The following is a 25,523-nucleotide window of genomic DNA, read 5'->3' as shown; positions in this document are numbered from 1 at the left end:
CCACGGCCGGGGCCCGTCGAAACCGGTGGGTGATCCTCCGTTGGCCTAGGAGACCACGTCCTTCCGGGCGAAACCGCGGAAGGCCAGGGCGAAGAGGACGGGGGCGTAGGTGAGGGAGATCGCAGTGCCCTGGATCATGCCGGACCACTCGGGGTGCGGCTGCACGGCGTCGGCCCAGGCGAACTGCCAGTGCGCGGGCAGGAAGTCGCGCCAGTGGCCGAGGGCCGTGACGGCGTCCAGGACGTTGCCCACGATGGTCAGCCCGACCGCGCCGCCGACGGCGCCCAGGGGTGCGTCGGTCTTGGTGGACAGCCAGAACGCCAGGCCCGCGGTGACCAGTTGGGAGACGAAGACGTACGCCACGACCACCATCAGCCGCTGGGTCGCGGTGCCCGTGTCCAGCGCGCCGCCGGTGGGGATCTGCAGCGGGCCCCAGCCGTAGGCGGCCGTGCCGACGGCGAGCGCCACGACCGGCAGCAGCACCATCGCCGCCAGGCTCAGCCCGAGCCCGACGACCAGCTTGGACCACAGCAGGCGGGCCCGCGGCACGGGCGCGGCGAGGAGATAGCGCAGGGAGGACCAGCTCGCCTCCGAGGCGACCGTGTCGCCGCAGAACAGCGCCACGGGGATGACGAGCAGGAAGCCCGCCGACACGAACAGGTTGACCGCGGCGAAGTTGGCGCCGGACGCGGTGGCCGTGTCCATCAGCGTCACCCGGTCGTTGCGGCCGCCCGGGTCGCCGCCGATCGCGAAGGCTACGACCAGGACGAAGGGCAGCGCGGCCAGGATCCCGCCCATGACCAGGGTGCGGCGCCGCTTCAACTGCCGCACCAGCTCCACCCGCAGGGGCAGGGTGCGGCCCGCCCGGTAGCCGGGGGCGACCTCGACGGGCTCTTTGCGCTTGGCGAGCGTGCTCATGCGGAGCCTCCGATCAGGGTGAGGAAGGCGTCTTCCAGACGGCGGTGGGGGCCGACCGACGCGACGGGCACCTCGAGCCGCACCAGCTCCACGACCAGGCGCTCGGCCGTGCCGCCGGGGTCGAGCCGGACCAGGAGGCCGTCCTCGGTCCGTACCGCCGAGGCCACGCCCGGCAGGGCGGCCACCTTCTCCACCACGGGCGCGTCCACGGGCGCCGCGGTGCCGACGAGCAGGGTGTCCCCGGAGCCGACGATCTCGCCCACCGGGCCGGCCTGGACCAGACGGCCGCGGTCCATCACCACCAGGTGCGTGCAGGACTGCTCGACCTCCGCCAGCAGGTGGCTGGAGACGATCACCGTGCGGCCGCCGGCCGCGTACCGGATCATCACCTCGCGCATCTCGCGGATCTGGGGCGGGTCGAGGCCGTTGGTCGGCTCGTCGAGGATGAGCAGGTCGGGCAGGCCGAGCATGGCCTGGGCGATGGCGAGGCGCTGGCGCATGCCCTGGGAGTACGTGCGCACCGCGCGGGCCAGGGCGTCGCCGAGGCCCGCGATCTCCAGGGCCTCCTCCAGGTGCGCGTCCTCGGGCGGACGGCCGGTGGCCCGCCAGTACAGCTCCAGGTTCTCCCGGCCGGACAGGTGCGGCAGGAAGCCGGCGCCCTCGACGAAGGCACCGACCCTCGACAGCACCGGCGCACCGGGCCGGACGGCGTGGCCGAAGACGCGGATCTCGCCGCCGTCCGGGCGGATCAGGCCCATCAGCATGCGCAGGGTGGTCGTCTTGCCCGCGCCGTTCGGCCCCAGCAGGCCGAGCACCTGGCCCTTCTCCACGCGGAAGGACAGGTCCCGCACCGCGTACCGGTCCGCCGACTTCGCGTACCGCTTGCTCAGGTCGGTGATCTGGAGCGGAACTTCGGCCAGCTCCGGGTCGGGCGCGGGGGTCGCCGTGCGGCGGCGTGCCGTCAGCAGCAGCGCCAGCGCGATCACCGCGCCCGCGAGCGGCAGCCACCACACCCATGCCGGCAGCGGCGCCGCCGCGGTGGTCACGCCGGGTGCCGTCGGGACCTTCAGGTCGCTCTTCAGGGAGACGGTGTAGGTCGCCGGGGCCGCCGGGGAGGCGTAGCCGAGGTCCGTGGAGGCGAGGACCAGGCGGAGCCGGTGGCCCTTCTGCACCTCGTGGTCGATCGCCGGGAGCGTGAGCGTCACGTCCCTGCCCGCCTTGGCGCCCTCGACGCGGACCGGGGTCACCAGCTGTGAGGGCAGCACCGGCCGCGCGCTGCCCGGCCCGACGTCGTAGACCTTGGCGAAGAGCACCGCGTCGTCGCTCGTCGACGTCACATGGACGGTCGCCGTCGGCGATCCGGTGATCCGCAGGTCGCCGCTCACCGGTGCCGAGTCGAACCGCGCGTACTGCCCGGGGAAGTCCAGCGACACGCCGACGCCGAGCGACGACAGTTGGGCGAGGCCGCCGGAGCCGCCGAGGCCGGGCAGCGACGAGACGGCGGGCGGGCTGGCCCCCGCCGGGTTCTGGAAGCGCTGCTCGCCACCGGTCAGCGCCACCGACCGCTGTCCGCTCTCCAGCCCCGGATACGTCTGCCCGCTCGCGCCCCGCAGCAGGGCCGCCCCGTCGGTGGAGTCGATGCCTCCGGTGCGGGTGATGCGGAAGGCCGGGCCCGTGTCGGCGCCCTTGTCGCGCTTGAGGTACCGGTCGAACCAGGTCTTCACACGCGCCTGGATCCGGCTGGTCTCCAGGTCGCCGCCGTCGTGACCGCCCGCGATCCAGTCGACGTCGACCGGGGCGCCGCCGGCGCGGATCGCCTTCGCGGCCGCGTCGGCCTGGCCGAGCGGGAAGAGGGAGTCGGACTGGCCCTGCACCAGGAGCGTCGCAACCTTGATGCGGCCGGCGACGGCGGAGGGCGAGCGCTCCTCCAGGAGCTTGCGCCCCTCGGCGTCCGGCCTGCCCGACTCGGCGACGCGCTCGTACATCCGGCACAGCTCGGGCTCGAACTTCCCGCAGCCGCCGCCGGAGTTGATGAAGATGCCCGCCCAGAGCCTCTTGAAGACGCCGTTGGGAAACAGGGCGTCGGCGAGGTTCCAGTACGTGATCGCCGGGGCGATGGCGTCCACCCGGTGGTCGTACCCGGCGGCGAGCAGCGAGACCGCGCCGCCGTAGGAGGCGCCCGCCACGCCCACGCGCGGGTCGCCGGGCCTGTCGAGCTCGACCTCGGGCTGTCGCGCCAGCCAGTCGATCAGCTTCGAAACGTCGGCGACCTCGCCCTTGGGATCGTTCAGCCCGATCTTTCCCGTGGACGTGCCGAAGCCGCGCGCCGACCACGTCAGCACCGCGTACCCGTCTTTGGCGAGGTCCTCCGCCTGCTGCCGTACGTCGTCCTTGCTGCCGCCGAAGCCGTGCGCCAGCAGGACGGCCGGGCGGCGGCCGGCGGAGGGCGAGGTGAAGTACGAGGTGTCCAGGCGCACCCCGTCGACCGCCATGACCCGGTCGGTGCGGCGCACCGTGCGCGTGTCGTCGGAGGCGACGGCCGCCGTCCACGTCCCGGCACCGGCGAGCACGACGACGGCGGCCACGGCGGCGATCAGGCGTCGCGGCCTCCGCAGCAGCCCACGCGGTCCGGGCAGTCGAAGATCCATGCCTCCACGGTACGGGCCGCCGCCGACAACCGATGCAGCCGCCGGACCGAACTCCCGCCCCTCCTGTGGGAGTACGGCACTGACACGGCATACCGCAGCCGTGGTACGAAGACCCATGGAGATTCGCCGAGCCGCCACCGTCGCCGAAGTGGCCGCTGCCGAGCACCTGTTCGACAACCCGGTCCGCACCGAGTGGGCCGAGCGCTTCCTGACCGCCACCGGGCACCACCTCTTCCTCGCCCACGAGGACGACGCGGACGCGCCCGTCGGCTTCGTCAGCGGGATCGAGACCATCCATCCCGACAAGGGCACCGAGATGTTCCTGTACGAGCTCGCGGTCGCCGAGCCGTACCGGCGCCGGGGGATCGGCCGGGCGCTCGTCGAGCGCCTCGCCGCCCTCGGCCGCGAACTCGGCTGCTACGGGATGTGGGTGCTGGTCGACGCCGGAAACGACGTCGCCCTTGCCGCCTACCGCAGCACGGGGGGCAAGGACGACGGGACGTGCAATGTGGTGACCTGGGACTTCACCTGAGCCGGGCGGCCCGCCGGGACCTCACCCGAACCGGGCGGCCTGCCAGGACTACGCCTGCGCGTCCTCCGGGATCGACACCAGCCAGCGGGTGTCGCGGCGCGGGCGGAGGTAGAAGGCCCAGTACAGGGTGGCGACCGCGGTGATGCCGCCGGTCCACAGCAGGTAGCTCACCTCCTGCTGGCTGAGGATGTACGCCAGGACCGCGATCAGCAGGATCGGCATCGCGGGCCACAGCGGCATGCGCCAGGCGGGCGTGTGCTTGTGGGAGCCGCGGCGGGCGAGCAGGGCGGCGATCGCGACCAGCAGGTACATGCCGGTCACGGACACGCCCGTGACGCCGTACAGCGTGTCCAGGTTGACGAAGCACAGGACCGCGCCGGGGATGCCCACCGCGAGCGTGGCGACCCACGGGGAGCCGAAGCGGCCCAGCTTGGAGAAGACGTTGTTGACCGGCTCGGGCCAGGCCTTGTCGCGGGCGGAGGCGAACAGGACGCGGGAGTTCTGGATGACCATGACGATGCCCGCGTTGACGATGGCCAGGGCCACGCAGAGGCTGACGAAGGCGCCGACGGCGGAGTTGGACCAGGCGGTCACCATGCTGCTGAGGTCACCGCCGGTGAGCTCCTTGATGTCGGAGGCGCCCATGGTGATGGCGACGACCGGCACCAGGATGATCACGGAGGAGATGGCGAGGGTGGCGAGCACCGTGCGGGCGACGTTGCGGCGCGGGTGCTCCAGCTCCTCGGAGAGGTAGACGGCCGTCGAGAAGCCCTGGGTGACGAAGAGGGCGATGGCGAGGCCGGAGACGACCAGCATGGCCGTCACGGTGTCCGTGTGACCGTCCGTACCGGCCACCTGCATCGAGACCAGGCTGCCGACGCCGCGGTGGCTGTGCGCGAAGCCCAGCAGGGCCACGACCCCGGCCGCGACGACTTCGAGGACCAGGAAGATGCCGGTGATCCAGGCGTTGGCGCGCAGGTCCAGCAGACCGGCGAGGGTGGCCAGCAGCATCACGCCGGCGCCCGTCCAGGCCGGGTCGAGGTGCACGATCGGCGCCAGGTAGTCCGCCGTGCCCATCGCGATCACCGGCGGGACGACCATGACGACCAGCAGGGACAGCACGAAGACCAGCCAGCCCGCCAGCCGACCGGCCATCGTCGACACCATGGCGTACTCGCCGCCCGCGCTGGGGATGAGGGTGCCCAGCTCCGAGTAGCAGAACGCCACGGCGATACAGAGGAGGGAGCCGATGGCGATCGTCAGGGCCGTGGCGGTGCCGAGCGAGCCGAAGAGGTCCGGGACGACCACGAACAGCGTGGAGGCGGGCGTCACGCACGAGAGCGTGAGGAGCGTGCCGCCGACCACCCCGATGGAGCGCTTGAGCTTCTGCGGGCTCTGGGGGCTGTCCGGCGCCTCCATGACGGCGTTCTCGACAGGGCGGAGCGTGTCGGTCATACGGCGGTTCCGATCGACTCGTGCGACAGATGATGGGGCTCGGGAGCGATATCGCCTCCGGCGGCTTCGTCGTAGGTGCTGTCGTCCGCTCCCGGCGCTGCATGGAACCCCGACGAAAACCGCCGCGTCAATGGGTGTTTACCTTCGGAATCCGCAGCCGCAAAGTGAGGCAGGAGACATCAGTTTCCCAGGCTCTGAAGCCCCACTGAAGCATTCACCAACCCCCATCATCTGGTGACCTTGTTTTCAAAGGTCAACCAGTCATTCGACCTGCGCCACCCGTTTCATCCCCTGCGCACGACATTCGCAGTGCGCGCGGCAACAAAAATGTCAGGCCGTCCGATATTCGGACGGCCTGACGGGGAGGCGGAGCCACTCTCAGTGGTTGCGCGGGAACCCGAGGTCCACGCCCGCCGGGGCCTCGGACGGGTCCGGCCAGCGGGAGGTGATCACCTTGCCGCGGGTGTAGAAGTGGGTGCCGTCGTTGCCGTAGATGTGGTGGTCGCCGAAGAGGGAGTCCTTCCAGCCGCCGAAGGAGTGGTAGCCCACCGGGACCGGGATCGGCACGTTCACGCCGACCATGCCGGCCTCGACCTCCAGCTGGAAGCGGCGGGCCGCGCCGCCGTCCCGGGTGAAGATCGCGGTGCCGTTGCCGAACGGCGAGTTGTTGATGAGGGCCACGCCCTCCTCGTAGGTGTCGACGCGCAGCACGCACAGCACCGGGCCGAAGATCTCGTCCTGGTAGGCCTTCGCGCTGGTCGGCACCTTGTCGAGGAGCGAGATGCCGATCCAGTGGCCCTCCTCGTAGCCCTCGACCGTGTAGCCGGTGCCGTCGAGGACGACCTCGGCGCCCTCCGCGGCCGCGTTCTCCACGTAGGAGGCCACCTTGTCGCGGTGCGCCTTGGTGATGAGCGGGCCCATCTCGGAGGCCGGGTCGTTGCCGGGGCCGATCTTGATCTTCTCGGCGCGCTCGCGGATCTTCTCCACCAGCGTGTCGCCGATCGCGCCGACGGCGACGACGGCGGAGATGGCCATGCAGCGCTCGCCCGCGGACCCGTAGGCCGCGGAGACCGCCGCGTCGGCGGCCGCGTCCAGGTCGGCGTCCGGCAGGACCAGCATGTGGTTCTTGGCGCCGCCCAGGGCCTGGACGCGCTTGCCGTTGGCGGAGGCCGTGGTGTGGATGTAGCGGGCGATCGGGGTGGAACCGACGAAGGAGACCGCCTTGACGTCCGGGTGCTCCAGGAGCCGGTCGACGGCCACCTTGTCGCCGTGCACGACGTTGAAGACGCCGTCCGGCAGCCCGGCCTCCGCCAGCAGCTCCGCGAGACGGACCGACGCCGACGGGTCCTTCTCGCTCGGCTTCAGCACGAAGGTGTTGCCGCACGCGATGGCGATCGGGAACATCCACATCGGGACCATCGCCGGGAAGTTGAACGGCGTGATGCCCGCGACCACGCCCAGCGGCTGCCGGATCGCGGCCACGTCGACGCGGCTGGCGACCTGCGTGGACAGCTCGCCCTTCAACTGCACGTTGATGCCGCACGCCAGGTCGACGATCTCCAGGCCGCGGGCCACCTCGCCGAGGGCGTCGGAGTGCACCTTGCCGTGCTCGGCGGTGATCAGCTCGGCGATCTCGTCGCGGTGCGCGTCGAGCAGCGCGCGGAACCTGAACAGGATCGAGGTCCGCTGGGCCAGCGAGGACTGGCCCCAGGTCGCGAAGGCGTCCTTGGCGGCGGCGACCGCGGCGTCCACCTCGTCGACCGTCGCGAAGGCGACCTTCGTGGTGACCGCGCCGGTCGCCGGGTCCGTCACCGGCCCATACGTACCCGAGGCGCCCTCGACGGTCTTCCCGCCGATCCAGTGGTTGACGATCTTCGTCATGACCGAGTACTCCTTCACAGATGGCGGCGTCGGGTCGAGACGTGCCGTTCGTAGAGCTCACGTGCCTTGACCGCCGACGGTCGGGTCGCGGTCTCGGCCACGGGTACATCCCACCAGGCCTGCGCCGGAGGCGCGCCCGACACTGTGTCTGCGGTTTCGGTCTCCACGTAGACACATGTGGGAGTGTCCGCCGCCCGCGCCTCGGCGAGGGCCTCGCGCAGGTCGTGCACGGTCTTCGCGCGCAGCACCCGCATGCCGAGGCTGGCCGCGTTGGCGGCGAGGTCGACGGGGAGCGGGGCGCCGGTGTACGTGCCGTCGCGGGACGGGAAGCGGTACGCCGTGCCGAACCGCTCGCCGCCCACCGACTCGGACAGTCCGCCGATCGAGGCGTATCCGTGGTTCTGCAGGATCACGACCTTGATCGCGATCCCCTCCTGTACCGCGGTCACGATCTCCGTCGGCATCATCAGGTACGTCCCGTCGCCGACCAGCGCCCACACGGGCCGGTCGGGCGCCGCCAGCTTCACGCCGATCGCGGCCGGGATCTCGTAGCCCATGCACGAGTAGCCGTACTCCAGGTGGTATTGGTCCCGCGACCGCGCCCGCCACAGCTTGTGCAGATCGCCGGGGAGGGAGCCAGCCGCGTTGACGAGGATGTCCGTCTCGTCGGCCAGGGCGTCCAGGGCGCCCAGCACCTGCGGCTGCGTCGGCCGTACGTCCGGCTCGTCGGCCTCGTAGCAGGCGTCGACGCGCTGCTCCCAGCGCTCCTTGTCCTCGGTGTACTCGGTGACGTACGAGGCCGCGACCCGGTGGTCGTGCATCTGGAGCGCCTCGGTCAGCTCCTGCAGGCCGCTGCGCGCGTCCGCGATCAGCGGCAGACCGGCGAGCTTGTGGCCGTCGTAGGGGGCGATGTTGAGGTTGAGGAAGCGCACGTCCGGGTTCGCGAACAAGGTGCCGGAGGCGGTGGTGAAGTCGGTGTACCTCGTCCCCACTCCGATCACCAGGTCGGCGGTGCGGGCGAGTTCGTCCGCCGTGGCCGTGCCCGTGTGACCGACGCCGCCGACGTCCTGCGGATGGTCGAAGCGCAGGGAGCCCTTGCCGGCCTGGGTGGAGGCGACCGGGATGCGCGTGGTCTCGGCGAACTCGGCGAGGGCGTCCTCGGCGCGGCTGTGGCGGACACCGCCGCCCGCGATCACGAGGGGCCGACGGGCGGCGCGGACGGCCTGCACGGCCTCGGCGAGTTCGGTGGGGTCGGCACCCGGACGCCGTACGACCCAGGTGCGCTCGGCGAAGAACTGCTCGGGCCAGTCGTACGCCTCCGCCTGGACGTCCTGCGGGAGGGCCAGGGTGACGGCACCCGTCTCGACGGGGTCGGTGAGGACCCGCATCGCGTTCAGAGCGGAGGGGATCAGCGCCTCGGGCCGCGTGATCCGGTCGAAGTACTTCGACACCGGCCGCAGGCAGTCGTTGACCGACACGTCGCCCGCGTACGGGACTTCGAGCTGCTGCAGGACCGGGTCGGCGGGGCGGGAGGCGAAGACGTCGCCGGGCAGGAGCAGAACCGGGAGGTGGTTGATGGTCGCCAGGGCGGCGCCGGTGACCAGGTTGGTCGCGCCCGGACCGATGGACGTGGTGACCGCGTGCGTGGACAGGCGGTTCGACTGGCGGGCGTAGCCGACCGCCGCGTGCACCATGGCCTGCTCGTTGCGGCCCTGGTGGTACGGCATCACGCCGGCGTACTCGACGAGCGCCTGCCCGATCCCGGCGACGTTGCCGTGGCCGAAGATGCCCCAGGTGGCGCCGATCAGCCGCTGCCGTACGCCGTCCCGCTCCGTGTACTGGGCGGCCAGGAACCGCACCAGCGCCTGCGCGACCGTCAGCCTCGTCGTTGAGGGGGTCGAGGTCATCGGTAACCCTCCGTGTGGTCCGGATGGAAGCAGATCCGCCACTGACGCGTCTCGCCCGGACCGGCCATGACGTTCAGGTAGTACATGTCGTGGCCGGGCTGCGCGACGGACGGGCCGTGCCAGCCGTCGACCAGGACCACGTCGCCGGAGCGGACCTCCGCGAGGACGTCGGATCCGCCCTCACGCGACGGGAATACGCGCTGATAGCCGAAACCGTTCGGGCCGTCGATCTCGAAGTAGTAGATCTCCTCCAGCTCCGATTCCTCGCCCGGCCGGTGCTCGTCGTGCTTGTGCGGCGGGTACGACGACCAGTGGCCGCCGGGCGTGATCACCTCCACCGCGATCAGCCGGTCGCACTCGAAGGCGTCCGCCGAGGCGAAGTTGCGCACCTGGCGGGCGCAGATGCCGCTGCCGCGGTCTTCCACGGGGACCTCCGGCGCGGGGCCGTAGCGGGCGGGGAGTCGACGCTCGCACTTCGCTCCTGCCAGGGCGAAGCGGGCCTCCCGCACCGGAGGCGATCTGTACCCGGGCGTCACGGGGCGCGTAGACGAAGTCGGTGACTCCGCCGTACACGCCCCCGCGGCCCCGAATCTGGAACTCTTCGTCCTCTATGCCGTCTTGTACCTGCACCGTACAACCGCCGCTCAGCGGAAGCACGATCCACTCGCTGTCCCCGGTGGTGAAGGTGTGCGTGCCGCCCGGCGCCAGCTGCACGACCCGCAGGCTGCAGTGGGTCCAGCCGGCCCGCTTGGGGTCGATGTCGACAACGTACTGGGCGTTCGCGGTGGCGCCCCTGGGGATGTACAGCTCGTTGGTGGTCATGCGGCCCTCACAGCAGTCTGGATGTCGGCGGTGGCGAGGACGCCGTCGACACCGGGCCGGGACAGCGCAGGCAGAGCCGCTCCAGCAGGTCGGCCCGGTTGGCCATGGCGAGCCGGCGGTCGCCGACACCGAGGGCGCCCCGGGCCGGGTGGTCGGCGGCGACGATCATAAGCCGGCCGTTCTCGCCCAGCAGGGGCCTGCGGGCACGGCGGGCGGCGGCCTCGGCGATCGCCTCGGGGTGGTGGGTGCGGATTCGGACGAGTTCGCGGACGTCGACCTTCGGGGGGACGGCCGGTGCTTGCGCGGCGGGCGGGTGTGCGGTCGCTGTGTCTGGCGTGTCGGCTGTGTCTGGCGTGTCGGCCGTGTCTGGCGTGTCGGCTGTGTGGGCTGTGTCGGCCGCGTCCGCCGTGTCGGCCGTGCCGGCAGTGTCGGCAGTGTCGGCAGTGTCGCCAGTGTCGGCCGCGTCCGCCGTATCCGCCGTATCCGCCGTATCCGCCGTGTCCGCCCTGTCGGCCGTGCGCGAGGGTTCGCCTTGCGGATGCGCGACCTGGCCGGGGGCTCGGCCTGCGCGGCGGCCTGCGATGGGGCGGCATGCGAGGCGGCGGCATGCGATGGGGCGGCTTGCGATGGGGCGGCTTGCGATGGGGCGGCTTGCGAGGCGGAGTCGTGCGGGTACTCGGCACCGCGCGGGGTCTCGGGAGGCGCGCCCGTGTCCTGGGCCGCGCCGCCGCCGGCCTCGTGCAAGGCGCCTTTGACCCGCCCCGCTCTCACAGCACCGCTCCGGCTGCGAGGGCGGCTTCCACCTCGTCCGGCGTGGGCATCGCGGACGAGCACTCCAGGCGGGAGGCCACGATGGCGCCGGCGGCGTTGGCGTGCCGCATGATCCGCTCCAGGTCCCAGCCCGCGAGCAGGCCGTGGCACAGGGAGCCGCCGAAGGCGTCGCCGGCGCCGAGGCCGTTGAGGACGTTGACCGGAAGCGGCGGGACCTCGGCCGACTCGCCCTTGCTGTTGACGGCCAGCACACCCTTGGGGCCCTGCTTCACGACGGCGAGTTCGACGCCGGCGTCGAGGAGCGCGCGGGCGGCGGCGTGCGGCTCGCGCACTCCGGTGGCGACCTCCACCTCGTCCAGGTTGCCGACCGCGACGGTGGTGTGGCGCAGGGCCTCGGCGTACAAGGGGCGGGCGTTGTCCGGCCCGGGGCGGGAGCCGCTGATGTCACTGCGCCAGAACATGGGGCGCCAGTCGAGGTCGAAGACGGTCGTACCGGCCCTGGCCCGGTGGGCGAGGGCCGCGAGCGTCGCCGTACGGCTGGGCTCCTCGCTCAGACCGGTGCCGGTGACCCAGAAGACACGGGCGTCGCGGATGGCGTCCAGGTCCAGGTCGTGGACGTCGATCTCCAGGTCGGGGGCCTTGGGCTGCCGGTAGAAGTAGAGCGGGAAGTCGTCCGGCGGGAACACCTCGCAGAAGGTGACCGGGGTGGGCAGCCCGGGAACCGGCGTGACCCAGCGGTCGTCGACGCCGAAGCCGCGCAGCGCCTCGTGGAGGTAGGCGCCGAAGGGATCGTCGCCGGTGCGCGTGATCACCGCCGTACGGCGGCCGAGGCGGGCCGCGGCGACCGCGACGTTCGTCGCCGAGCCGCCCAGGAACTTCCCGAAGGTCGACACCTGGGCCAGCGGCACGCCCGTCTGCAGCGGATAGAGGTCCACTCCGATCCGCCCCATGGTGATCAGGTCGTACGCCATGGGCTCCCCTTCGCTCCTGCTCCTCCCGGTTGTAGTGCCGGGCACGGAACCCTGTCAATGTTTTGTCCGGACATTCGGACCAGACCGTGACCCGTGGGGAGTCCGCTTCCTCGAGGGCTCGCGGCAGGCCCGGTGGAAGCGCTTCCCGTTCTCTTTCTTCCACCTCTCCTCCGTTGCGTAGCACCATGGGGGCTTCCGTGAACGCGTCCGGCCGTGAACAGGGAGGGTGCATGGCCACTTCGGTGCTCACCCGGGCGGGACACGGGCCCGGCGGCTCCTGGGAGGCCGCCGTCGCGCTGCCCCATCCGCGGCTGCGGCCCGGTGTGATCAGCTACCGCTGGATCCGGCTCGCGATGAACCGGCCCCGGCGGCGGCTGGAGACGCCGATCGGCGCGGCGACGCTGTTGCTGGGCTTCGAGGAACCAGTGCGCATCGCCGGCCGGGGGCGCCCGCCGACGACCCTGGTGTCGGTGTACAACGGCCTGTCCACCACTCCAGTCGTCGGCGAGCACGGCGGACGGCTGTCGGGCATCGAGGTGCTGCTCATGCCATGGGCGGCGTTCACCCTGTTCGGCACGGCGCAGTACGAACTCGCCGACCGCACCGTCGACCCCGACGACCTTCCGGATGTCCTCGGCACCCGCCGGGCGGCCGGCGGCCGGCACAGCATCGGCGAACTGTCCGCCGCGCTGGCCGCGTTGCCGACGTGGGCGGACCGGTTCGGGCTGCTCGACGACGTGTTCGCCCGCTGGTCGGCGGCCGGGACGCCGAGTTCGGCGCGGGTGGTGCGGGCCTGGTCGGAGCTGGTGCGGACGGGCGGGGCGGTGCCGGTGCCGCGGCTGGCCGCCGAGGTCGGGTGGAGCGTGCGGCACCTGGAGAACCGTTTCCCGGAGCAGATCGGGCTGGGGCCGAAGGCGGCGGCGCGGGTGCTGCGGTTGCAGCGGGCTCGGCGGCTGCTGGCGGCGGGGCGGGGGCCGGCGGAGACGGCGGCGATCTGCGGGTTCTACGACCAGGCGCACCTCAGCGGGGAGTTCAAGGCGATGACAGGGTGTACGCCGAGGGAGTTCACGGTGGCGCGGGGGGCTCCGCCGGTGTCGGCGCCCCGGGTGCCGCTGGCGGACCGGATGACGGGCGAGGCGACGAGCCTCGTCCTCGCGGCCGGTGGCCATGCGGATTTTTCCAAGACCCGGCGCGTGCGCCGAGGGCAGGCTGATCGCCCAGCCGGTTGATCCGGGGGGATGGCGGGGAAGCCGGCGGGCCGGGCCCGGCGCAGCGGGTCCGGCCCGTCCTGCTCTTCGGCCCCGGCGGTTGGGCTGGTCCTGCGCGCCGGTAGGGGCCGGTGTAGGACCCCGAACGCGCTGCCGGGTCGTGTTTGCTTTGCCTCGCTTCTGTCACAAAGAACCCGCTCGTGTCACACATGTCACATGTTCGCGGGTCCTGGGTCACACTCCGCCGACAGGCACTTGCCCCTCCTTACTCCGTGTCGTTCACGGAGCACAGGCTTTGTGATCGCCAGCGCAGCGCCCGGCTCCCCCGACGGCCTCCCCGGCCGCCGCCGTGGCGCGCGCAGGGAGGTGCCACCCATGACCGACCGAAGGCTCTGGTCGTACAAGGAGATCGCGGCGCACATCCGGGTGCAGCCGGACACCGTGCGGTCCTATCGCAAGCACGGGCTGCTGCCCCCGCCCGACCACGTGGAGGGCGGCAAGCCCTACTGGTACGCCGACACCGTCCGCGCCTGGGTCGCCTCCAGGCCCAGCAACCGCAACCGCAGAGCCGACTGACTCCTCATCCCCTGACGGCGTGCCCCACCCGGGCGTGGGGCACCGTCATGTCAGCTCCACGGCTCGATGACCGTGACCCCGGCTCCCGGTGCCGTCCCCATCGCCGCCAACGCGTCCGGGACCGCCGTCAGGGGGATGGTCGACGTCACCAGCAGGTCGGGGCGCAGGACGCCGGCCTGTACCAGGCGCAGCATCTGCGGGTAGGCGTGCGCGGCCATGCCGTGGCTGCCGAGGAGTTCGAGCTCCAGGGCGATCGCGCGGGCCATGGGCACGGGCGTCGTGCCCGTCGGAGAGGGCAGCAGGCCGACCTGGACGTGGCGGCCCCGGCGGCGCAGACCGTTCACGGAGGCCGCGCAGGTGGCCGGCGAGCCCAGCGCGTCGAGGGAGAGATGGGCGCCGCCGCCGGTCACCTCACGCACCCGCTCCGCCGTGTCCCCCGTACCCGCCGCGTCCACGCACTCCGCCGCGCCGAACGTCCGTGCCAACTCAAGGGCCTGGGACGAGACGTCCACCGCCACGACCCTCGCCCCCGACGCGGCCGCGATCATCACGGCCGACAGGCCCACGCCCCCGCAGCCGTGCACGGCGACCCACTCGCCGGGCGCGACCCGGCCCTGCTGGACCACCGCCCGGAACGCCGTGGCGAACCGGCAGCCGAGCGAGGCCGCCGTCGCGAAGGACAGGCCCTCGGGTACGGCGACCAGGTTCACGTCGGCGTGGTCGAGCGCCACGTACTGGGCGAAGGAGCCCCAGTGCGTGAACCCGGGCTGCGTCTGCCGTTCGCACACCTGCTGGTCGCCCGCCGCGCAGGAGGGGCAGGTGCCGCAGGCACAGACGAAGGGCACGGTCACGCGGTCGCCGGGCCGCCAGCGGGTCACCCGGGGGCCCACCGCCTCGACCACACCGGCGAGTTCGTGACCGGGCACGTGCGGCAGCGTGATGTCGGGGTCGTGACCCTGCCAGCCGTGCCAGTCGCTGCGGCACAGGCCGGTCGCCTCGACCCGCACCACGACCCCGTGCTCCGCGGGCCTCGGATCCGCCACCTCCCGCACCTCGGCCGGCTCCCCGTACCGCTCGAACACCACAGCCCGCATCCGCCGCCCTCGCCTTCCGTCCAGGTCTGGGACCCCGGGGTGCCGGGAGTTCCCGAACCCCGGAGATCATCGCTTCCGGCGGAACGCTAGTGCCTGTCCGGCGCAGATTGCCGGGCAGCGCCCGCCTGATGTGCCGCTGGGCCTGCGGCGAGTGCCTGCCGAAGGGCTGAGCAGCGTGCACCTAGCCGTGCGCCGCAGCCTTGTCCGACTCCCGGTCCCCTTCGGTCTGCTCTCCCTGCTCTCCCTGCCCTCCCTGCTCTTGCTGTTCTCCCCGCTCGGCGTGCGCCGTCTCGCCGGACGCAGACGACTCCCCCTCGCTCAGCCCGAACCGTGCGTGGAAGCGGCGCAGCGGGGACGGGGCCCACCAGGTCGCGCGGCCGGTGAGCCGCATGACCGCGGGGACCAGGAGGCTACGGACGATCATCGCGTCCATCAGGACTGCCAGGGCGATGCCCAGGCCGAGCATCTTGGTGCTGGTCACCCGGGACGTACCGATCGCGACCATCACCACCGCGAGGATGACCGCGGCCGCGGTGATCAGTCCGCCCGTGCGCTGGAGCCCGTACCGCACCGCCCGGCTGTGGTCGCCGTCCCCCACTGCCTTGCCGGGGTGGGAGGTCCCCCCACGGTCGTACTCCTCCTTGATACGGGAGAGCAGGAACACGCCGTAGTCCATGGAGAGGCCGAAGGCCACGCAGAACATCAGGACCGGCAGGGTCGTCTCGATGGAACCGGTGCTGGTGAAGCCGAGCAGGCCGGACAGGTGGCCGTCCTGGAAGACCCAGACGACCGCGCCGAACATGGCCGTCAGGCTGAGCGCGTTGAGCAGGACCGCCTGCACCGGTATCAGCACGCTGCCGGTGAGCAGGAAGACCAGGAGCAGGGTGACGACCGCGATGAATACCACCGCCCAGGGCAGTCGCTCGCCGATCGCGTGCTTGGAGTCGACCAGGACGGCAGCCGTGCCGGTCACCTTGGTGTCGAACGGAGCTCCCGTCGACCGCAGTTCGCCGACCAGATGCTGGGCTGCGTCGTCGACGGCCTCGCCCCTGGGCAGCACCGTGAAGTACGCCGAGTCGCCCTTCACCAGCGGGCCGTCGACTCGCAGCACCTCCGGCAAAGCGGCGACACGCTCCTTGTAGGCGGCGTACTGCGCCTGGGTCGCCCGGCCCTCGGCGAACACCTCCAGGCCGCCGCCGGGGCTGCCCGGGAAGCCCTCGCGGATGTGCTGCTGCACCATGTGGGACTCGGCCGTGGACGGTAGCTGGCGGTCGTCGGCCGTGCCGAACTTCACGCCCAGGAAAGGCAGTCCGAGCAGGACCAGGACGGCCGTGGTGGCCAGCGCGAAAAACGGGGCGCGGCGCATCACCAGCGTCGCCGTGCGCGCCCAGGCCGTGCCCTCCGCACCGGGGTTTCCCGGCGACCGGCGGCGGAACAGGCGCCGCAGGTCCAGGGAGTTCACCCGGTGGCCGAGCAGCACCAGGGCCGCCGGGAGCAGGATGAGGGCCGCGCCCGCCGCCAGCAGCACCACCGCGATGCCCGCGTAGGCGAAGGACCGCAGGAAGTACTGCGGGAAGACCATCATCGCCGCCAGCGACACGGCGACCGTGAGGGCGGAGAAGAGCACGGTGCGACCGGCGGTGCGCAGGGTCGTGCCGACGGCGGTCAACGGCTCGGCACCCGTGGACAGTTCCTCGCGGAAGCGGCGCACGATGAACAGCGCGTAGTCGATGGCGAGGCCGAGGCCCAGGGCCGTGGTGAGGTTCATCGCGAAGACGGAGACGTCGGTGAACTCCGTCAGTCCGCGCAGCACCGCGTTCGTGCCGAGGATCGCGACGATGCCGATGCCGAGCGGCAGCAGGGCGGCGACGGCGCTGCCGAAGACCATCACCAGCAGCACGAGCGTCACCGGCAGGGCGATCAGCTCGGCCCGGGTCAGGTCCTCGCGGATGATGGTCTGCATCTCGTGCCGCACGGCGACCGGGCCGCCGACCGTCACCCTCACCGGTCCGTGCGTCCCCCGGTAGGAGGGCGCGATGCGGTCCAGGGTCTTCCCCATCGCGTTGTCGTCACCCGTGATGCGGGCGGCGATCAGCGCTTCGTGCCCGTCCCTGGCGCGCAGGGCCGGTGCGCCGGACTGCCAGTAGGAGCCGACGCCGGTGACCCCCTTCTCGGTGGCCAGGCGCGCGGCGAGCCGCCTGGCCTTCGCGGCGACCGCCGGGTCGTCCACCGAGGAGCGGCGCGAGTCGACCAGGAGCAGCAGGTTGGGCTGGGAGTCGGGGAACTCGCGCTCCAGCGCCTTCGTCGCGTACGTCGACTCGGCGGTCGGATCCTCCCAGCCCCCGCTGCCCAGCCGGTCGGCGACCCCGCTGCCCGCCAGTATGGCGAGCACGGTGAGCACGAGGGCCGCGAGCAGCGACAACCGGGGCCGCGCGGTCACGAACCGGGTCCAGCCCCCGACGCGTGACACCGCATCTCCGGAGCCCACCGGTGCGGCCCCGCTGCCCGCCGATCCGCCCTCGACGCGCCTGCTCCCCGTCTCCTTGCGCTCCCCGCTCTCCGCGCTCTCCCCGCGCTCTCCGCTTTCCTCGTTCTCCGTGCTCTCCCCGCTCTCTCCGCTTGGTGCCCCGCCTCCTCGGCTCGGCGCCCCGCGCCCGCTGTCTCCCGGCACATTGACCCCGGTCATCCTGCGGTGTCCCCTTCACCGTGACCCGTGCCGTTGCGCAGACAGGCAGGCAGCATGGGTCTGCCATTGCCAATAAACTGACAAACACGAGAGATCGCTCGCGTTTCTCCAGAATGCGAGCGTCCACTCGTGTTTGTCAATCGCGTGCGGAGAGCTGGGGATAACTCGTGCCCGACCAGACCGAGAAGCCCGGGAAGGACCAGGCGGCCGGCGACCGGCCCCGCCGCCGGCAGGCCCGCGGTGAGCGCCGGATCGCCCAACTGCTCGAGGCCGCCGCGTCCGTCTTCTGCACGACCGGCTACACCGCCGCCAGCACCAACGCGATCGCCCGCGAGGCGGGCGTCTCGCCGGGCACGCTGTACCAGTTCTTTCCGAACAAGGAGGCCATCGCGATCGAGCTGGGCGACCGGCTGGTGCACGAGATGCGCGAGACGTACGGCGAGGCGCTCGCGCCCGTCGCCCCGGAGACCCCGCTCGAGGAGGCCGTCGGCACCGCCGTCGACCGGTTCATCGACTTCAACTGCCGGCACCCGGTGTTCCTCACGCTGATGCACGGGCCCGACATCCCGGGCCGGATCACCGAGGAGCACGACGCCCTGCACGCGACGCTGCTCTCCCGGGTCGAGTCGCTGCTCTCCTCCTTCATGCCGGACGCCCCCGCGGCCGACATCACCCGGACGGCGCACGTGTGCCTGGGCGTGTACAAGGCGGGCCTGGACCTGGTCGTCGCCCACGAGGGCGCCGAGCGCGACGCCTACATCCAGGAGCTGAAGGACGTCCTGGTCCGCTATCTCCGCCCCCTGGTCGGCGACCGGACGGCCGGCGACACGGCCGCCTCTTTTGAAAATACCCCCTAGGGGTATAGTGTGGAGAGTGTGAGCCCCCCGTGGGCCACGTCGGCCCCACACGCCCCGACGAGGAGTAACGACATGATCACCCAGACCGACGCCCCAGGCACCGTCACCACCGTCTACAAGGTGAGCGGGATGAGCTGCGGACACTGCGAGGGGTCCGTCTCCGCGGAGATCTCCGCGCTCCCCGGCGTCAGCTCGGTGAAGGCCGTCGCCTCGACCGGCGAGGTCACCGTCGTCTCCGCCGCCCCGCTCGACGAAGAAGCGGTGCGCGCCGCCGTGGATGAGGCGGGCTTCGAACTCGTCGGCAAGGCCTGACCAGCGTCCGACCTGTCGCCTGGAGTCCGGACATGACCACCCGCACCACCGCGGAGACCCCCATAGCCGCCTCGCCGGACGTCTCCGAGGTCGAACTGCTCATCGGCGGGATGACCTGCGCCTCCTGCGCGGCCCGCGTCGAGAAGAAGCTCAACCGCATGGACGGTGTCACCGCGACGGTGAACTTCGCGACGGAGAAGGCCAAAGTGACCTACCCCGCGGGGATCGAGGTCGCGGATCTGATCGCCACCGTGGTGAAGACGGGCTACACCGCCGAGGAAGCCACGCCGCCGGAGCCGGAGCCGGAAGCCGAGCCCGCCGAGCGGCAGGCGGCCCAGGACCCCGAACTCGCCTCCCTCCGTCAGCGCCTGCTCGTCTCCGCGCTCCTCACCGCCCCCGTCGTCCTGCTGGCGATGGTCCCGGCCCTGCAGTTCGACAACTGGCAGTGGCTCTCGCTGACCCTCGCCGCGCCCGTGGTCGTCTGGGGCGGCCTGCCCTTCCACAGGGCGGCCCTGACCAACGCCCGGCACGGCGCCGCCACCATGGACACTCTCGTCTCGGTCGGCACGCTGGCCGCGTTCGGCTGGTCGCTGTGGGCGCTGTTCCTCGGCGACGCCGGCATGCCGGGCATGCACGACGAGTTCAGTTTCACCGTCTCCCGTATGGACGGAGCGTCGACGATCTACCTCGAGGTCGCCGCCGGAGTCGTCGCCTTCGTCCTCCTCGGCCGCTACCTGGAGGCCCGCTCCAAACGGCGGGCGGGCGCCGCTCTGCGGGCGCTGATGGAGCTGGGAGCCAAGGACGTCTCCGTCCTGCGATACGAGGAAGGCGAGCGCGAAGCGCTCTCGGTTGAAGGCGGTGGTGGACGACGGGTGGGCGGCCGGGAGGTCCGCATCCCCGTGACGGCGCTGGCCGTCGGCGACCGGTTCGTCGTACGGCCCGGCGAGAAGATCGCCACCGACGGCACGGTCGTCGAGGGCGCCTCCGCCGTCGACGCCTCGATGCTGACCGGCGAATCCGTGCCGGTGGACGTCGGTGTCGGCGACGCGGTCACCGGGGCCACCGTGAACGCCGGGGGCCGGCTCGTCGTCGAGGCCACCCGGGTCGGCGCGGACACGCAGCTCGCGCGGATGGCGAAGCTGGTCGAGGACGCGCAGAACGGCAAGGCGGAGGTGCAGCGGCTGGCCGACCGGATCTCGGCGGTCTTCGTGCCCGTCGTCCTCCTCATCACCCTCGGCACCCTGCTGACCTGGCTGTTCGTCACCGGGGACGCCACCGCGGCGTTCACCGCAGCCGTCGCGGTGCTGATCATCGCCTGCCCGTGCGCGCTGGGCCTGGCCACGCCCACCGCGCTGATGGTCGGCACGGGCCGGGGCGCCCAGCTCGGCATCCTCATCAAGGGTCCCGAGGTTCTGGAGTCCACCCGCCGCGTCGACACCGTCGTCCTGGACAAGACGGGAACGGTCACCACCGGCCGTATGACCCTTCAGGCGGTGTACGCGACCGAGGGAACCGACGAGAAGCAGGTGCTGCGGCTCGCGGGCGCCCTGGAGCACGCCTCCGAGCACCCGGTCGCCCGCGCGATCGCGGCCGGCGCCGAGGAGCAGCTCGGGCCGCTGCCGGCGGTCGAACACTTCGAGAACGTCCCCGGCCGGGGCGTACGCGGGCGCGTCGAGGGCCGGGAAGTGACCGTGGGACGTCTCGAGGAGCTCACCGCCGAGCTCCCGCAGGAGCTGGCCCGGGCCCGGCAGGAGGCCGAGAGAGACGGTCGTACGGCCGTCGTGGTCGGCTGGGACGGCGTGGCACGGGGTGTCCTGGCCGTGGCGGACACGGTCAAGGAGACCAGCGCGGAGGCGGTACGGCAGCTGCGGGCCCTGGGGCTGACGCCGGTGCTGCTGACCGGGGACAACCGGGCGGTCGCCGAGGCCGTGGCGCGGACCGTCGGGATCGACGCGGACGACGTGGTCGCCGAGGTGCTGCCGGAGGACAAGGCCGACGTCGTCCGGCGACTGCAGGCAGAGGGACGGACCGTGGCGATGGTCGGTGACGGGGTCAACGACGCGGCCGCGCTCGCCACCGCCGACCTGGGCCTGGCGATGGGGACCGGGGCGGACGCCGCGATCGAGGCGGGCGACCTGACGCTGGTGCGCGGGGACCTGCGGGTGGCTGCGGACGCCATCCGGCTGTCCCGGCGGACGCTGGCCACCATCAAGGGCAACCTCGTGTGGGCCTTCGGCTACAACGTGGCCGCGCTGCCGCTGGCCGCCGCCGGGCTGCTCAACCCGATGATCGCCGGCGCGGCGATGGCGTTCTCGTCGGTGTTCGTGGTGACGAACAGCCTCCGGCTCCGGACATTTCGCTGAGGCCGAAGTAAGAGACCCTCTAGAGTCCGACGCGCGCCTCACATAAGCTCTTCACAAGGCTCGCGCATCATCCTTACACTTGACCCCCGATCGCTACATCGGGGCTCTTGCGCATCTAACGGACATACGCAAGAGACGCAGATCACAGTGATGTGAACGTAACCATCGAAGGGGTTCGAAGGTCTAAGTTGGCGATGTCAGACAGCGTCTTGGGGGGCGCTGACTGGCATCTGAGGATGTCTTGGGGGACTTCCTCAGAGGTGCGTTGCCGGGGCAGGTACACCGGGAAGCTTTGAGCGGCCCTCCCGCGCGTGCGCTGTCCCGGCAGATCGCACAGTAGTACAGGAGTAGACGAGTTTCGCTCGTCAGTACAAGAGTGCGACGAGTTTTGCTCGTTCTGCTCACAGCGATTCAGGCGCTGTCCTCACAAGGCGCCCGGCCGGATCCCGTGGGGGAATCCGCACCGGGACATGGGAAGGCGCCCTGGTCGTCGGCCCGTGGGGGGACCGGCGTCTCAGGGCGCCTTCTGCTGTTCGTTTCCGCTTGTGTGTGCGTTTGCGGATGTGCCTACGCCGCCGCGTACGAGGCCCCGCACCCTCAATCGTGTACGGGGCCCGGTGACGCTACGGCTCAGCGCTCCTCGACCGGAACGAAGTCGCGCTGCACCACACCCGTGTAGATCTGGCGCGGGCGGCCGATGCGGGAGCCCGGCTCCTTGATCATCTCGTGCCACTGGGCGATCCAGCCCGGCAGGCGGCCGAGGGCGAACAGGACCGTGAACATCTCGGTCGGGAAGCCCATGGCGCGGTAGATGAGGCCGGTGTAGAAGTCGACGTTCGGGTAGAGCTTGCGCTCGACGAAGTAGTCGTCGGAGAGGGCGTGCTCCTCCAGCTTCAGGGCGATGTCGAGGAGCTCGTCCTCCTTGCCCAGGGCCGAGAGCACGTCGTGCGCGGCGGCCTTGATGATCTTGGCGCGCGGGTCGAAGTTCTTGTAGACCCGGTGGCCGAAGCCCATCAGACGGACGCCGTCCTCCTTGTTCTTCACCTTGCGGATGAAGGAGTCGACGTCGCCACCGGAGTCACGGATGCCCTCGAGCATCTCCAGGACGGACTGGTTGGCACCGCCGTGCAGCGGGCCCCACAGGGCGTTGATGCCGGCCGAGATGGAGGCGAACATGTTGGCCTGCGAGGAGCCGACGAGACGGACCGTGGAGGTCGAGCAGTTCTGCTCGTGGTCCGCGTGCAGGATCAGCAGCTTGTCCAACGCGGAGACGATGACCGGGTCCAGCTCGTACTCCTGCGCGGGGACCGAGAAGGTCATGCGCAGGAAGTTCTCGACGTAGCCGAGGTCGTTGCGCGGGTAGACGAACGGGTGACCGATCGACTTCTTGTACGCGTAGGCCGCGATCGTCGGGAGCTTGGCGAGCAGGCGGATGGTGGAGAGGTTGCGCTGCTTCTCGTCGAACGGGTTGTGGCTGTCCTGGTAGAAGGTCGACAGCGCCGAGACGACCGACGAGAGCATCGCCATCGGGTGGGCGTCGCGGGGGAAGCCCCTGTAGAAGTTCTTGACGTCCTCGTGCAGCAGGGTGTGCTGCGTGATGTCGTTCTTGAAGGAGGTGAGCTCGTCGATGGTCGGCAGCTCACCGTTGATCAGCAGGTAGGCCACCTCCAGGAAGGTGGAGCGCTCGGCCAGCTGCTCGATGGGGTAGCCGCGGTACCGGAGGATACCCGCCTCGCCGTCGAGGTAGGTGATGGCGGATTTATACGCGGCCGTGTTGCCGTACCCGCTGTCCAGAGTCACGAGACCGGTCTGGGCGCGGAGCTTGCCGATGTCGAAGCCCTTGTCGCCGACGGTGCTGTCGACCACCGGGTAGGTGTACTCGCTGCCGTCGTACCGCAGTACTACAGAGTTGTCGCTCACGTCTTCCCTCACCGACGTAGTGCCTCATCTTCGAGGTGCCCTGACTGTCTCTACCATCCCCCATTTGGCTCAGGAGAGTGCACTCGGGGTCGACCATTGGGCCTATTGGCGGCACTCAGTGCCGCCAACCTGCTCATCCTGCCCCCTCGATCCGGCCACGGGAAGTACTGTGTGACCTTTGCGACTCATTTGATCGATCATTTTTCCCGATGCCGGACCTGGACGGGGAGTTCAGGGGCCCTGGAGCCGGAAGTCGAGTGCCGTACAGCGCCGTCCCGCCGACACCGTGCGCACCGCCTGGCCGATCGCCTTGCGTGAACCGACGAGGACGACCAGCTTCTTGGCGCGCGTCACCGCCGTGTACAGCAGGTTCCGCTGGAGCATCATCCAGGCGCCGGTGGTGACCGGGATCACCACAGCCGGATACTCGCTGCCCTGCGAGCGGTGGATGGTCACCGCGTACGCGTGTGCCAGTTCGTCCAGTTCGTCGAATTCGTACGGAACCTCCTCGTCCTCGTCCGTCAGCACCGTCAGGCGCTGGTCGACCGGGTCGAGCGAGGTGACCACGCCCACAGTGCCATTGAAGACACCGTTCTTCCCCTTCTCGTAATTGTTGCGAATCTGGGTGACCTTGTCGCCGACACGGAAGACCCGGCCGCCGAACCGCTTCTCGGGCAGGTCGGGCCGGCCCGGGGTGATGGCCTGCTGGAGCAGGCCGTTCAGCGTGCCGGCGCCTGCTGGGCCGCGGTGCATGGGCGCGAGCACCTGGACGTCCCGGCGCGGGTCGAGCCCGAACCTGGCCGGAATCCGTCGGGCCGCCACGTCCACCGTGAGCCTGCCGGCCGCCTCGGTGTCCTCCTCGACGAAGAGGAAGAAGTCCTTCATGCCGTCGGTGACCGGATGCTGACCGGCGTTGATCCGGTGCGCGTTGGTCACCACACCCGACTGCTGGGCCTGGCGGAACACGCGCGTGAGACGGACGGCGGGGATCGGGCTGCCGTCGGACAGCAGGTCCCGCAGGACCTCGCCGGCGCCGACGCTGGGCAGCTGGTCCACGTCCCCGACGAAGAGCAGATGGGCGCCCGGAGGCACCGCCTTGACCAGCTTGTTGGCGAGCAGCAGATCCAGCATGGACGCCTCGTCCACGACCACCAGGTCGGCGTCCAGCGGGCGGTCCCTGTCATAGGCCGCGTCGCCGCCGGGTTTGAGCTCCAGCAGACGGTGGACGGTGGAGGCCTCGGCGCCGGTGAGCTCGGCGAGCCGCTTGGCGGCGCGGCCGGTGGGCGCAGCCAGCACGACCTTGGCCTTCTTGGCGCGGGCCAGCTCCACGATCGAGCGCACGGTGAAGGACTTGCCGCAGCCGGGACCACCGGTCAGGACGGCCACCTTCTCGGTGAGCGCCAGCTTCACGGCCGCCTCCTGCTCGGGAGCGAGGTCGGCCCCCGTGCGGCCCTTGAGCCAGGCCAGTGCCTTGTCCCAGGCCACCTGGCGGAAGGACGGCATCCGGTCCTTCTCCGTCCGCAGCAGGCGCAACAGCTGGGCGGACAGGGAGAGTTCGGCGCGGTGGAAGGGGACGAGGTAGACGGCGGTGACCGTCTCCCCGCCGTCCGGGCCGGGCACCTTCTCCCGTACGACACCGGGGTCCGCGCCGTCCTCCGGGGGCTCCGCGAGCTCGGCGAGGCACTCGATGACCAGCCCGGTGTCGACCTGGAGGAGCTTGACGGCGTCCGCGATCAGCCGTTCCTCGGGCAGGAAGCAGTGGCCCTGGTCGGTGGACTGCGACAGCGCGTACTGCAGGCCCGCCTTGACGCGCTCCGGGCTGTCGTGCGGGATGCCGACGGACTGCGCGATCCTGTCGGCGGTCAGGAAGCCGATGCCCCAGACGTCGGCCGCCAGCCGGTACGGCTGGTTCTTGACCACCGAGATCGACGCGTCGCCGTACTTCTTGTAGATGCGCACCGCGATCGACGTCGACACCTCGACGGTCTGGAGGAAGAGCATGACCTCCTTGATCGCCTTCTGCTCCTCCCAGGCGTCGGCGATCTTCTTGGTGCGCTTGGGGCCGAGGCCGGGGACCTCGATCAGCCGCTTCGGCTCCTCCTCGATGATCTTCAGGGTGTCCATGCCGAAGTGCTGGGTGATGCGGTCGGCGAAGACCGGGCCGATGCCCTTGACCAGGCCGGAGCCGAGGTAGCGGCGGATGCCCTGGACGGTGGCCGGCAGGACCGTCGTGTAGTTCTCCACCAGGAACTGCTTGCCGTACTGCGGGTGGGAGCCCCAGCGGCCCTCCATGCGCAGGGACTCGCCGACCTGGGCGCCGAGCAGCGCGCCGACCACCGTGAGCAGATCGCCGCTGCCTCTGCCGGTGTCGACCCGGGCGACCGTGTAGCCGTTCTCCTCGTTGGCGTATGTGATCCGCTCCAGGACGCCTTCGAGTACGGCCAGTCGTCGCTCACCGTTCCCCGCGCTAGGGGAACTCCCCGCCTGATTGGACATGATCCGACGCTACCGCCACGGTCCGACAGCGCCGGGACCCTGTGGACAACTGCATCACGATCCGGTCTCGGGGTCTTGCCCACTCCCCGTGGAATCGATTCCAATC

At 71.2% G+C, this 25,523-nt stretch carries 16 protein-coding genes and 2 pseudogenes; 6 read left to right on the top strand and 12 right to left on the bottom strand.

Annotation, left to right across the window (positions count from 1 at the left end; translation table 11 throughout):
- Positions 1 to 45: 45 nt before the first annotated feature.
- Together ABZV31_RS18905 and ABZV31_RS18900 are read right to left on the bottom strand one after the other, a co-directional pair.
- The gene (locus ABZV31_RS18905; RefSeq protein ID WP_355894921.1) at positions 46 to 918 is read right to left on the bottom strand and encodes an ABC transporter permease; all 873 of its coding nucleotides are present in this window, start codon (positions 916 to 918) and stop codon (positions 46 to 48) included.
- Positions 915 to 3,566, bottom strand: a complete 2,652-nt coding sequence (locus ABZV31_RS18900; RefSeq protein WP_355894918.1) for a CocE/NonD family hydrolase — start codon at positions 3,564 to 3,566, stop codon at positions 915 to 917. Before ABZV31_RS18900 ends, ABZV31_RS18905 begins: the two co-directional genes overlap by 4 nt.
- 115 nt (positions 3,567 to 3,681) lie before the next feature.
- On the opposite strand from ABZV31_RS18900, the gene ABZV31_RS18895 reads away from it, so the two are divergent.
- Positions 3,682 to 4,098 carry a GNAT family N-acetyltransferase gene (locus ABZV31_RS18895; RefSeq protein ID WP_355894916.1) on the top strand — a complete coding sequence of 139 codons (417 nt, stop codon included), beginning with the start codon at positions 3,682 to 3,684 and terminating at the stop codon, positions 4,096 to 4,098.
- 48 nt (positions 4,099 to 4,146) lie between these two features.
- On the opposite strand, the gene ABZV31_RS18890 is transcribed toward ABZV31_RS18895, so the two are convergent.
- The 6 genes and pseudogenes from ABZV31_RS18890 to iolC all read right to left on the bottom strand — a co-directional run bounded on the left by ABZV31_RS18890 (position 4,147) and on the right by iolC (position 11,905).
- Positions 4,147 to 5,553, bottom strand: coding sequence for an APC family permease (locus tag ABZV31_RS18890; protein ID WP_355894913.1), 1,407 nt, complete (start codon positions 5,551 to 5,553; stop codon positions 4,147 to 4,149).
- A 378-nt stretch (positions 5,554 to 5,931) separates the two neighbouring features.
- Positions 5,932 to 7,434, bottom strand: coding sequence for a CoA-acylating methylmalonate-semialdehyde dehydrogenase (mmsA, locus tag ABZV31_RS18885; protein ID WP_355894910.1), 1,503 nt, complete (start codon positions 7,432 to 7,434; stop codon positions 5,932 to 5,934).
- Positions 7,435 to 7,448: 14 nt separating this feature from the next.
- A complete protein-coding gene (gene iolD / locus ABZV31_RS18880) occupies positions 7,449 to 9,341 on the bottom strand; it encodes a 3D-(3,5/4)-trihydroxycyclohexane-1,2-dione acylhydrolase (decyclizing) (protein ID WP_355894908.1) in 1,893 nt (630 codons plus the stop codon).
- A pseudogene (gene iolB, locus ABZV31_RS18875) lies at positions 9,338 to 10,163 on the bottom strand (5-deoxy-glucuronate isomerase). The gene iolD and the pseudogene iolB overlap by 4 nt, the downstream one beginning before the upstream one ends.
- A 20-nt stretch (positions 10,164 to 10,183) precedes the next feature.
- Positions 10,184 to 10,416: pseudogene (locus ABZV31_RS18870) on the bottom strand (deoxyribose-phosphate aldolase); the annotation flags it as partial.
- Positions 10,417 to 10,930: 514 nt separating this feature from the next.
- A complete protein-coding gene (gene iolC, locus ABZV31_RS18865) occupies positions 10,931 to 11,905 on the bottom strand; it encodes a 5-dehydro-2-deoxygluconokinase (RefSeq protein ID WP_355894905.1) in 975 nt (324 codons plus the stop codon).
- 230 nt (positions 11,906 to 12,135) lie between these two features.
- Here iolC and ABZV31_RS18860 point away from each other — a divergent pair, with 230 nt between their 5' ends.
- Both ABZV31_RS18860 and ABZV31_RS18855 read left to right on the top strand, forming a co-directional pair.
- Complete coding sequence (locus ABZV31_RS18860) at positions 12,136 to 13,134, top strand: helix-turn-helix domain-containing protein (RefSeq protein WP_355894903.1); 999 nt, start codon at positions 12,136 to 12,138, stop codon at positions 13,132 to 13,134.
- A gap of 354 nt (positions 13,135 to 13,488) precedes the next feature.
- Positions 13,489 to 13,689 (top strand): MerR family transcriptional regulator, encoded by a 201-nt coding sequence (locus tag ABZV31_RS18855; protein ID WP_355894901.1) that lies wholly within the window; start codon positions 13,489 to 13,491, stop codon positions 13,687 to 13,689.
- Between the two features lie 50 nt (positions 13,690 to 13,739).
- Here the strand turns inward: ABZV31_RS18855 and ABZV31_RS18850 are convergent, their stop codons facing one another.
- Together ABZV31_RS18850 and ABZV31_RS18845 are read right to left on the bottom strand one after the other, a co-directional pair.
- Positions 13,740 to 14,783 carry a zinc-dependent alcohol dehydrogenase family protein gene (locus tag ABZV31_RS18850; RefSeq protein ID WP_355894898.1) on the bottom strand — a complete coding sequence of 348 codons (1,044 nt, stop codon included), beginning with the start codon at positions 14,781 to 14,783 and terminating at the stop codon, positions 13,740 to 13,742.
- A gap of 181 nt (positions 14,784 to 14,964) precedes the next feature.
- Positions 14,965 to 17,223, bottom strand: a complete 2,259-nt coding sequence (locus tag ABZV31_RS18845) for an MMPL family transporter (protein WP_355894896.1) — start codon at positions 17,221 to 17,223, stop codon at positions 14,965 to 14,967.
- 413 nt (positions 17,224 to 17,636) lie between these two features.
- Between ABZV31_RS18845 and ABZV31_RS18840 the strand changes: the two genes are divergently transcribed.
- From ABZV31_RS18840 to ABZV31_RS18830, 3 genes are all read left to right on the top strand, one after another.
- Positions 17,637 to 18,326 carry a TetR/AcrR family transcriptional regulator gene (locus ABZV31_RS18840; RefSeq protein WP_355894893.1) on the top strand — a complete coding sequence of 230 codons (690 nt, stop codon included), beginning with the start codon at positions 17,637 to 17,639 and terminating at the stop codon, positions 18,324 to 18,326.
- A 72-nt stretch (positions 18,327 to 18,398) separates the two neighbouring features.
- The gene (locus tag ABZV31_RS18835; RefSeq protein WP_355894891.1) at positions 18,399 to 18,638 is read left to right on the top strand and encodes a heavy-metal-associated domain-containing protein; all 240 of its coding nucleotides are present in this window, start codon (positions 18,399 to 18,401) and stop codon (positions 18,636 to 18,638) included.
- 32 nt (positions 18,639 to 18,670) lie between these two features.
- The gene (locus tag ABZV31_RS18830; RefSeq protein ID WP_355894888.1) at positions 18,671 to 21,001 is read left to right on the top strand and encodes a heavy metal translocating P-type ATPase; all 2,331 of its coding nucleotides are present in this window, start codon (positions 18,671 to 18,673) and stop codon (positions 20,999 to 21,001) included.
- Positions 21,002 to 21,631: 630 nt separating this feature from the next.
- Here the strand turns inward: ABZV31_RS18830 and ABZV31_RS18825 are convergent.
- The gene (locus ABZV31_RS18825) at positions 21,632 to 22,921 is read right to left on the bottom strand and encodes a citrate synthase (RefSeq protein ID WP_355894885.1); all 1,290 of its coding nucleotides are present in this window, start codon (positions 22,919 to 22,921) and stop codon (positions 21,632 to 21,634) included.
- A 231-nt stretch (positions 22,922 to 23,152) separates the two neighbouring features.
- On the bottom strand, positions 23,153 to 25,417 hold the full coding sequence (locus ABZV31_RS18820; RefSeq protein ID WP_355894882.1) for an ATP-dependent RecD-like DNA helicase: 2,265 nt from the start codon (positions 25,415 to 25,417) through the stop codon (positions 23,153 to 23,155).
- Between the last annotated feature and the right edge of the window lie 106 nt (positions 25,418 to 25,523).

Source organism: Streptomyces sp. NPDC005202, from assembly GCF_040608235.1.
Classification (GTDB): domain Bacteria; phylum Actinomycetota; class Actinomycetes; order Streptomycetales; family Streptomycetaceae; genus Streptomyces.
Note: the sequence above shows the minus strand (reverse complement) of the source record. Positions and strands in the feature narration are given on the sequence as shown.

Excerpts from the sequence above, each read along its gene's own strand:
- ABZV31_RS18905 (WP_355894921.1), bottom strand. The coding sequence starts at position 918 with ATGAGCACGCTCGCCAAGCGCAAAGAGCCCGTCGAGGTCGCCCCCGGC.
- ABZV31_RS18900 (WP_355894918.1), bottom strand. The coding sequence starts at position 3,566 with ATGGATCTTCGACTGCCCGGACCGCGTGGGCTGCTGCGGAGGCCGCGA.
- ABZV31_RS18895 (WP_355894916.1), top strand. The coding sequence starts at position 3,682 with ATGGAGATTCGCCGAGCCGCCACCGTCGCCGAAGTGGCCGCTGCCGAG.
- ABZV31_RS18890 (WP_355894913.1), bottom strand. The coding sequence starts at position 5,553 with ATGACCGACACGCTCCGCCCTGTCGAGAACGCCGTCATGGAGGCGCCG.
- mmsA (WP_355894910.1), bottom strand. The coding sequence starts at position 7,434 with ATGACGAAGATCGTCAACCACTGGATCGGCGGGAAGACCGTCGAGGGC.
- iolD (WP_355894908.1), bottom strand. The coding sequence starts at position 9,341 with ATGACCTCGACCCCCTCAACGACGAGGCTGACGGTCGCGCAGGCGCTG.
- iolC (WP_355894905.1), bottom strand. The coding sequence starts at position 11,905 with ATGGCGTACGACCTGATCACCATGGGGCGGATCGGAGTGGACCTCTAT.
- ABZV31_RS18860 (WP_355894903.1), top strand. The coding sequence starts at position 12,136 with ATGGCCACTTCGGTGCTCACCCGGGCGGGACACGGGCCCGGCGGCTCC.
- ABZV31_RS18855 (WP_355894901.1), top strand. The coding sequence starts at position 13,489 with ATGACCGACCGAAGGCTCTGGTCGTACAAGGAGATCGCGGCGCACATC.
- ABZV31_RS18850 (WP_355894898.1), bottom strand. The coding sequence starts at position 14,783 with ATGCGGGCTGTGGTGTTCGAGCGGTACGGGGAGCCGGCCGAGGTGCGG.
- ABZV31_RS18835 (WP_355894891.1), top strand. The coding sequence starts at position 18,399 with ATGATCACCCAGACCGACGCCCCAGGCACCGTCACCACCGTCTACAAG.
- ABZV31_RS18830 (WP_355894888.1), top strand. The coding sequence starts at position 18,671 with ATGACCACCCGCACCACCGCGGAGACCCCCATAGCCGCCTCGCCGGAC.
- ABZV31_RS18820 (WP_355894882.1), bottom strand. The coding sequence starts at position 25,417 with ATGTCCAATCAGGCGGGGAGTTCCCCTAGCGCGGGGAACGGTGAGCGA.